The organism is Aetokthonos hydrillicola CCALA 1050, from assembly GCF_017591665.1.
Taxonomy (GTDB): Bacteria; Cyanobacteriota; Cyanobacteriia; order Cyanobacteriales; family Nostocaceae; genus Aetokthonos; species Aetokthonos hydrillicola.
In genome coordinates this window covers 19,482-28,024 of the sequence record NZ_JAAKGC010000088.1, presented here as the reverse complement: position 1 = coordinate 28,024, position 8,543 = coordinate 19,482, and the positions used below count along the sequence as shown (strand labels likewise).

The 8,543-nt window shown below is 40.9% G+C and carries 6 protein-coding genes; 3 read left to right on the top strand and 3 right to left on the bottom strand.

Translation table 11 applies throughout. From position 1 onward, the window contains the following. Positions 1 to 252, top strand: a 252-nt coding sequence (locus G4P69_RS29135; protein ID WP_208352926.1) for a precorrin-8X methylmutase, incomplete at its 5' end; no start/stop codon positions are given. A 545-nt stretch (positions 253 to 797) separates the two neighbouring features. Here the strand turns inward: G4P69_RS29135 and G4P69_RS29130 are convergent. Next, positions 798 to 1,139, bottom strand: coding sequence for a hypothetical protein (locus G4P69_RS29130; RefSeq protein ID WP_208339550.1), 342 nt, complete (start codon positions 1,137 to 1,139; stop codon positions 798 to 800). A gap of 124 nt (positions 1,140 to 1,263) precedes the next feature. Next, positions 1,264 to 1,629 carry a Lin0512 family protein gene (locus tag G4P69_RS29125; protein WP_208339548.1) on the bottom strand — a complete coding sequence of 122 codons (366 nt, stop codon included), beginning with the start codon at positions 1,627 to 1,629 and terminating at the stop codon, positions 1,264 to 1,266. Between the two features lie 231 nt (positions 1,630 to 1,860). On the opposite strand from G4P69_RS29125, the gene G4P69_RS29120 reads away from it, so the two are divergent. Further along, positions 1,861 to 5,979, top strand: a complete 4,119-nt coding sequence (locus G4P69_RS29120) for a PAS domain S-box protein (RefSeq protein WP_208339546.1) — start codon at positions 1,861 to 1,863, stop codon at positions 5,977 to 5,979. Between the two features lie 17 nt (positions 5,980 to 5,996). After that, positions 5,997 to 7,091: a hybrid sensor histidine kinase/response regulator gene (locus tag G4P69_RS29115; RefSeq protein ID WP_208339544.1), complete on the top strand. Its 1,095-nt coding sequence runs from the start codon at positions 5,997 to 5,999 to the stop codon at positions 7,089 to 7,091. 16 nt (positions 7,092 to 7,107) lie between these two features. Here G4P69_RS29115 and G4P69_RS29110 read toward each other — a convergent pair whose 3' ends face one another. Then, positions 7,108 to 7,992: a UTP--glucose-1-phosphate uridylyltransferase gene (locus G4P69_RS29110; RefSeq protein WP_208339542.1), complete on the bottom strand. Its 885-nt coding sequence runs from the start codon at positions 7,990 to 7,992 to the stop codon at positions 7,108 to 7,110. Between the last annotated feature and the right edge of the window lie 551 nt (positions 7,993 to 8,543).

The following is an 8,543-nucleotide window of genomic DNA, read 5'->3' as shown; positions in this document are numbered from 1 at the left end:
TTTGTAGTAGGTCAAGCTCAGACTGCACTAATGGTACTTGTTGATTTAATTGAAGCAGAGGAAATTAGACCAGCTTTGATTATCGCTACGCCGGGTGGATTCCTGGATATTGATACAGCTAAAGAACGGTTACGAGATTCTTTAGTTCCTAGTATTACGCTCGACAGCCGCAAAGGTAATGCTATAGTAGCCGCTGCCATCATCGATGGGCTGGTAGACTTGGCATGGCAGGCTTATGGAGAAGCGGAGTAGATCTGAAAAATAGAAAGAGTGGGAGCAACTACATCAGACGCATGTCTTGCTCCCACTCTAACATTTGCTGCTGAAGCGATTGAGGAATTAGATACAGAAGTTACCCGTTATTTAGGGGGGTTATGTAGATCAAGGATAACACCTGTACTCGTTAGATATTCCAGATGCAGCAAATGCAAAAGTTATTATTTGGATTTTTCTTGAATTTAAGCAAATAGTAGTGTATTATTCTTACACAGACTATTTGCTTAAAATTGGTTTTTGAAAAGTGTATCACAACAATAACTTATGATTGTGACACACCCTGATAACAACACCCTTGAAGTCGTTTACCTTCTATAAAGTAACCTGTAAATTTAGAGCGTAGGTGCCATTTTGGCAGGTTTTAAAAAAGAAGAATTCAGGAGTCAGGAGTCAGAATAATTAAAGGTTTAAAACTTCATCTATGAGTGGATGAGACAGGGGTGAAACGTTTCTTTAAACACTATCCCTTTGTGCTGGTGTATTCTGACTCCTGTATTCTGAATTCTGACTCCTGTTTTAAATTAGTCTTCATCAAGAGCAGGGAAAGCTTCTTCAAGCTTCCACAACTGATCTTTATTCTCAATGAACCAAATACGAGTCTCTGGAGTTAATTTACTCCATACAACTTCAATTGGAACATGGGGGGATGCGTATCTGTACTCTTCACCTAGAGCTTTAAGATTTTTCTCTACATCAGCAGGAATGCCAAACTCCTCCTGCCAATTGACTGGTTTAATTCTTCCAGAGACTCCGCCGGCTGGATCGAAGACTAATTGTGCGGATCTGATTAAATCTGCAAAATGTACTGGTTTAAGTTTGTCTATCTCCTGAATCGGGAGCGATTGGTTATTCTCTTGAGACATTATCGTTGGGGTGGTTATAAATACTTGTCTTTAGGAATCACAGCCAGAGATTTCCACTCCAATGCCTCTAGTTTAGCTTAGGGAAGAGTTGGCTCGCCTTAGCCTATCACGCGCTACAATATTATCAGTTTTGTTCAATTAAGACTGTCACAGCAGCGACAGCTATTAACATTTCGTCATTTTTATCGTCGAGCGAATCAATGGCTCTACCTTGGACTATCATTCCGCCAGACTCGACAGTCAGCGTTTTGCGTCCAAAGGGAAGTACAGCTAAAACCTCATCTTCTCTGACTTGTTCTGGGTAAGGTACTGCCACCTTTACCTCTACAATCATTTCATTTGGATCACTTAAACCAGCTACTTCCCATACACCGGGTAAAGCATTGTGTGCGATCGCATTCCTCACGGCTCTCGCTGCTGCAATGGTTGATTCCTGACCATGCTGATCTACTCCCATCCCCATCTCGATAATTAAGCGTTTGCGTGCCACATCCACCTCTCATCTTTATAGGTCTGTACTAAATTTTACCATAGAAGGAAAACTTAATCTTTTAAAATTTCAAGGATAATACCGACTTATTAAAGACTTTCAAGGATTACGTATGTTTTATTATTAGTGGTTATACTTGTACTTACGGTCACATGCTTAAGTATTACTCAACTTACGAGAGGTTTTTTACACATTGGTGAAAGAAGTTAAATTTCTTTTGAAAGTCCGTTTATGAGAAACCCCTTGCTCCTAACCACAGTACTCATTGATGATTGTCCCGAAGATCAGGTAGCATTTTGCCGCTTTTTGAAGCAGGATAGCTTGTATACTTATCGTATTTTCCAGTTTAGAACTGCCAAAGAAGCAATGGAATGGTGTCACCAGGAGATACCTGATGTCATTTTGCTAGATTTTCTGTTGCCGGATCTAGATGGGCTGGAGTTTCTTAAGCAATTGAGGAAACACGTTAGCAATACTCAATGCGCTGTAATCATGCTAACAGGACAAGGAGATGAAATAACTGCTGTGCGTGCGATGAAAAGCGGTGCGCAGGATTATCTAGTCAAAGACAAAATCACACCTGAAATTCTTCAGTTCTCAATTCATAATGCTGTTGAGCGGATGCGTCTGAGCCAACAGCTAGAACAAAGTCGGGAACAACAACAACTTATTAGTGCAATAGCCTTACGGATCCGTCAATCTCTCAATCTAAAAGAGATCCTGTGCTTAGCAACAACAGAAGTACGCCAGTTGCTCAAGACTGATCGAGTACTAGTCTATCAATTTCAACCAGATATGAGTGGTATGATTGTAGCGGAATCAGTGCTTCCAGGGTGGACAAAAGCGCTGGGGAAGCATATTCAAGACACCTGCTTTCAAGAGGGAGCAGGAGCGATGTATCACCAAGGCATAAAACGGGCAACGAGTGATATTTATCAGGCTGGCTTAAGCGACTGTCATCTGCAGCTTCTAGAAGAATTTGAAGTAAAAGCTAATTTGGTCGTTCCCATTATTGTTGCTGATCAGTTATGGGGCTTATTGATCGCTCACCACTGTGCCGCATCTCGTGATTGGCAATCCTCTGAACTGGACTTGCTAGATCAACTTGCGGTGCAAATATCAATTGCGATTCACCAGGCGAACTCTTATGAGCGGTTACAGGTACAACTAGCAGAACGTAAACAAGCAGAGTTAGCTTTGCGCGAGAGCGAACAAAGGTTTCGCCGTACCTTTGAGCAAGCAGCCGTCGGAATGAGTCACGTGTCACTTAACGGACGATTCATTCGTATTAACCAACGGTTTTGTGATATTGCTGGATATACTCAAGCTGAACTTGAAACCTTAAGTTTCCAAGACATTACTCACCCAGACGATTTAGCAACCGATCTGGCAAACTTGCAGAAGCTGTTGGCTGGAGAAATTCAGACATATTCGATGGAAAAACGTTATATCCGAAAGGATAGCTCAATTGTCTGGATCAATCTCACAGTTTCATTGGTGCGTTATCAATCGGGTGAACCAAAGTATTTCATTGCTGTAATTGAAGACATTACAGATCGCAAGCACGCAGAGCAAGAGATCCTACGAACCCAAAAGCTTCAAACTGAACTAAAGCTGCTTGAGGATATCCTCGAAATCATTCTTGCAGGTTACTGGGACTGGGACATATTTGGCAATCAGGAGTATTTAAGTCCAAGTTTCAAACGGATGTTTGGCTATGAATATGATGAATTGCCAAATAAACCGGAAACCTGGCAAAAGCTGATTTTTGCAGAAGATTTGCCACGAGTGCTTGAATGCTTCGATCAACATGTTAAAAGTCGTGGACAAATACCTTTTTACAACGAGGTAAGATATCACCATAAAAATGGTTCTACAGTTTGGGTTATCTGTTCAGGTCGTGTTATTGAGTGGGATCAAGATGGCAATCCACTTCGCATGATTGGTTGCCATATTGACATTACAGAACGTAAGCAAGCGGAACAATTAGTTAAAGTCAGTGAGCAACGTTATCGAGCCATTGTTGAAGATCAAACAGAGCTGATTGCTCGGTATTTGCCAGATTCAACCGTTACGTTTGTGAATCAAGCCTTCTGCCGATATTTTGGAGTACAACACGAGGCAATTATAGGCAAAAGCTACGAACCGATCATTTTTCAAGAAGATCGGGGTACTGTTGCTCAATTAGTAAAGAGCATGAGTCCTAAAAATCCTACCGTGACGATTGAGAATCGGGTAGTTGTTAATGGAGAAATTCGCTGGACACAGTGGATCAATCGAATGCTATTTGACAAACAGGGACAGTTCGTAGAGTTTCAAAGCGTTGGACGAGATATCACCCGGCTTAAGCAGATTGAAACAACTTTACAACGATATCAACGCATTGTATCAGCGGCAAAAGATGGAATTGCACTGATAAATCGCAACTACATCTATGAAGTTGTTAATCAAGCTTATTTGTCTTGGTGTAATAAATCTTACAACGAAGTAGTGGGACATTCAATGACAGAAGTTTTGGGTGAAGAGTTATTTGAAAGCCTTGTTAAGCCTAGATTTGATCGGTGTTTGACTGGACAGGTTATTAGGTATCAGAGGTGGTTTAACTATCCAAATGTGAAACCACAATTTTTAAGTGTCTCTTATGTCCCTTATGTCGATTCACAGCAAACTATTTCAGGAGTGGTAGTTAACCTTCGCGATATCTCAGATTTTAAGCGAACAGAGGAGGCTCTACAAAAAAGCGAAAGTCGCTATGCAACCTTAGCAGAAGTAGCACCAGTTGGGATTTTCCGGTTTGATACTTCTGGTAACTGTATTTATGTCAACGAGCAATGGTGCGAAATGACGGGCGTATCAATACAAGCCGGGTTGGGGATGGGATGGCTACAAATCTTACATCCAGAAGATCGCGATCGCATTGTTATGGAATGGGAGCAAGCATTCGCACAACGACGATTCTACCGTAATGAGGGCAGGTGTGTGCGGCCTGACGGCATCATATTTTGGTTCTACTGTCAAGCTCTTCCAGAAATTGATTCTAGTGGCCGTATTATCGGTTACGTTGGAACAATCATAGATATCACTGATCGCAAACACGCTGAAGAACAACTGCAACAGATGAATGAGCAACTGAGGGAAACTAACGTCGAGCTTGCTCGCACCACTCAGCTAAAAGATGAATTTCTGGCAAACATGAGTCATGAGTTGCGGACGCCTCTCAATGCGATTCTCGGTATGTCTGAAGGTTTTATAGAAGGGGTGTTTGGTTCAATTAATGAACGACAAGCAAAAGCGATCGCCACCATTGAGCGGAGTGGTAAACATTTACTGGAGTTAATTAATGACATTTTAGACTTGTCAAAAATCGAATCCGGTGAGCTAGAACTGCAACTAAGTGAGGTTTCAATCAAAAGCTTATGCGAGAACAGCCTTGCCTTTATTAAACAGATGGCTGTGAAGAAAAATATCGATCTCACGACTTGTATTTCCAATAACCTTGATAGTGCCCAACTAGATGAGCGTCGTCTACGTCAAGTACTGATCAATCTCCTGAGTAATGCCGTCAAGTTTACACCTTCAGGGGGGTCTGTAAGGCTAGAAGTCTTTGTCGAAACATCTCATGAACAAATCAATAGCCGCTCTGTTGCTACCCCAAGCCTTTGCTTTTGTGTTAATGACACTGGTATTGGTATTGCTTCTGAGAATATTAGCAAGCTATTTAAGCCCTTTATCCAGATAGATAGTAGCCTTAATCGCCAATATAACGGTACAGGTTTAGGTCTAGCACTGGTACATAGGATTGTTAATCTCCATGCAGGAAGGGTGAGTGTAAAGAGTGAACTCGGAAAAGGTAGTTGTTTCACAGTTCGTATCCCCTACCGTACTAGCAATGAGCTGTATCTCGTTCAAACTAATGAAGATCTGGAAAATTTTACCAACTCTAACTCCCCGGCTGTGATTGCAGCACCAGAGCCTGGCTTAAAATCTCCTAGTATTTTGTTAGCAGAAGATAATGAAGCAAATATTGATACAATATCCAGCTATCTCGAGACTCGTGGATATCATCTCATACTGGCAAAAAATGGACAACAAGCAGTGAACTTAGCTCTAGCGGAACAACCTGATTTAATTTTAATGGATATTCAAATGCCCGAAATGGATGGACTTGAAGCAATCCGACGCATACGTAATGAAAAACAATTTACTAGGCTCCCAATCATTGCACTAACGGCATTAGCTATGCCCGGTGACCAAGAAAATTGCTTAGCAGCAGGAGCTAACGAATATTTGACCAAACCTATAAAGCTTAAACAGCTTGTAGGAATAATTCAAAAACTTTTGAAAAAATAGCATAGCAGAAATTCTCTATGGAAGCTCAACCCTGTATTTTGGTCATTGATGATGAACCGGATAACTTCGACGTTATTGAAACGTTACTGGATGGTGAAAACTACCATCTAGACTACTCTCCTAGTAGTCGAAAAGCGCTTGCTCGCCTTAGGAGTTTTCAACCAGATATAATTTTGCTGGATGTCATGATGCCTGAGATGGATGGGATGGAAGTCTGTCGGCGTATTAAAGGCGACCCGCGACTCCATGCAATTCCTATTATTATGTTAACTGCCTTGACTGCTAAAGAAGATCTGGCTAAGTGTTTGGGAAGTGGAGCAGATGACTTCATTAGTAAGCCCGTCAATAGTTTAGAGTTACGCTCAAGAATTCGTTCTATGTTGCGGATTAAACAGCACTACGATCAATTGCAAGCGCTGCTTAAACTGCGAGAAGACATGGTGAATATGATTGTGCATGACTTGCGCAATCCACTCGGCAGTATTTTTCTATCGACTGATATTCTTCGGTTACCGGATTTGCCTAGTGAACACTACCAACGGAATCTTGAGCAACTGGGGATCGCTGCACAACAATTACAATCGTTAATTGATAGTCTGTTGCTTATGGCAAAGCTGGAATCTGGTCGGATGACTCTCAACTATACGGATGTAGATCTTTGTGCGCTGTGTACGTCCGCCGTCTCAGATATGGAGGCGATCGCAGCCCAAAAAAATCTGACCGTAGTTAGTCAATTACCCAAACCTGGTGGCGTTATTAAAGCAGACGCGGCTATTTTTCGTCGAGTGCTTGATAATTTACTCTCTAACGCAATTAAGTTTTCACCCTCAAATAGTCAATTAACCCTGCGCGCAGATTATTTAGAAGTAGGAGGTGCTAAAGTACAAGTTGCTGATTCAGGACCAGGAGTCCCTCATAACTTGCGGCAAAGTATTTTTGAGAAGTATGAAATTGGAACTCTCATGCAAGAAGTTTCACAGCTTGGTTTGGGATTAGCTTTTTGCAAAATGGCAGTTAAGGCTCATCAAGGCACTATCACGGTCGAAGATAATTATCCACGGGGTAGTATCTTTACAATTTTACTAGAACCACGCCGTTTTAGCTACACATGAGGAAAAGAATCTAATTTCACGACTGAAAATCAATCAACGTTTGGCGATAAGCATCTGGAACACCAGTGTCAAAACACTTGCCTTTGACGATATATCCTGTCATCCCTTCTTCTTGGCACAACCTATCGAGACAAGATGTCAACTGAAACTCACCCCTCTCTCGAAAGTTCTTTTGAATGTGTTCATTGAGGAAATCAAATATTTTTGGCGTAAGTACGTACAATCCAAACATACAGAGAAACTCATCTTCTGCCATTCCTTCTACACGTAGATGCTTACGTGCATACTCAATTTCTGGTTTTTCAGATATTTTGGAAAGAGAAAGTAGCGAATTTGACTCTTGCCAAACCCCAGTTGCGCAACCAGCTTTATGAATAATTTCTGCTGGCATTTTGGTTAATCCAATAACACTTTGGTTGCCTTTTTCATAAACATCTAAAATTTGACTCGTACATGATTTGTCCGTATTTGATGAGTAAATATGGTCACCCAACATCAACAAAAATGGCTCGTTTTTTACCCACTGATGAGCACAAAACACAGCATGACCGTAGCCTTCTTGTTCAGTTTGCTTTAAAAACGTAACTCTTTCACCTAGATCTTGAAGATATTGGTTATAATCTCGATTTGCAGGCGAAAGTTTGTCCAAAAGTTCTTTTGAAGCTGGTTTTTTAAAAAAATCTGCGAAAATTTCTTCGTCGTTTGGTTGCACGACAATTCCTATCTCCTCGATCCCAGAATTGATTGCTTCTTCAACAATCGTCATAATCACAGGCTTCGCCCTACCATCTTTGTCAATAACCGGGAACAGTTCTTTTTTAACAACTTTAGTCGCTGGAAATAACCGAGTGCCGAAACCAGCTGCCGGAATTACTGATTTTTTTACTTTATTTTGTTGCATAAATTTAGACAGCGTTGTTACCCCCCAACTAGCATAAAATATACATTCAAAAACGCCAAAAATCTTCGTGTCTGTGCTGCAATCTGTCAAATATTTATAAATATACTGTTCAGAACCGTATTGTTGCTATCTAAGATAAAGATGTAACTGATTTTTACTCTGTACTACTAGTGTCAGTTGAGAAACTGTCACTCTCAAGATTCCCCGTTTAATTGCAGAAGCGGTATTCTAATTTTGTGCAAGGAGTGATACCACTTCGCTATATTTTTGCCACAGGTTATTTTTGCAAATACTTCATATATATGGAGTATTGTGCATTTTAAATGTTGCATTAACCCAGTGATTTGGTATAAAGTTATCCAAAGGAGCGCTTGGTTGAGCAGAACTCTCAAGCGCTTTTTAGTATACATAGCAAAGTAAGTTCGATTTTTAAGTACGAGTAAATAAACACACTGCATTACAACAAACATTGATAGAGAATAGGAAACAGACAGCAAGCAACGGGTGAGAAGATCTCAAATAATCTAGTACACTGCGGCGTAAATAAGCAT

Bases quoted from the DNA above. Each gene is read 5' to 3' on its own strand.
- G4P69_RS29115 (WP_208339544.1), top strand. From the start codon at position 5,997: ATGGAAGCTCAACCCTGTATTTTGGTCATTGATGATGAACCGGATAAC.
- G4P69_RS29120 (WP_208339546.1), top strand. From the start codon at position 1,861: ATGAGAAACCCCTTGCTCCTAACCACAGTACTCATTGATGATTGTCCC.
- G4P69_RS29110 (WP_208339542.1), bottom strand. From the start codon at position 7,992: ATGCAACAAAATAAAGTAAAAAAATCAGTAATTCCGGCAGCTGGTTTC.
- G4P69_RS29130 (WP_208339550.1), bottom strand. From the start codon at position 1,139: ATGTCTCAAGAGAATAACCAATCGCTCCCGATTCAGGAGATAGACAAA.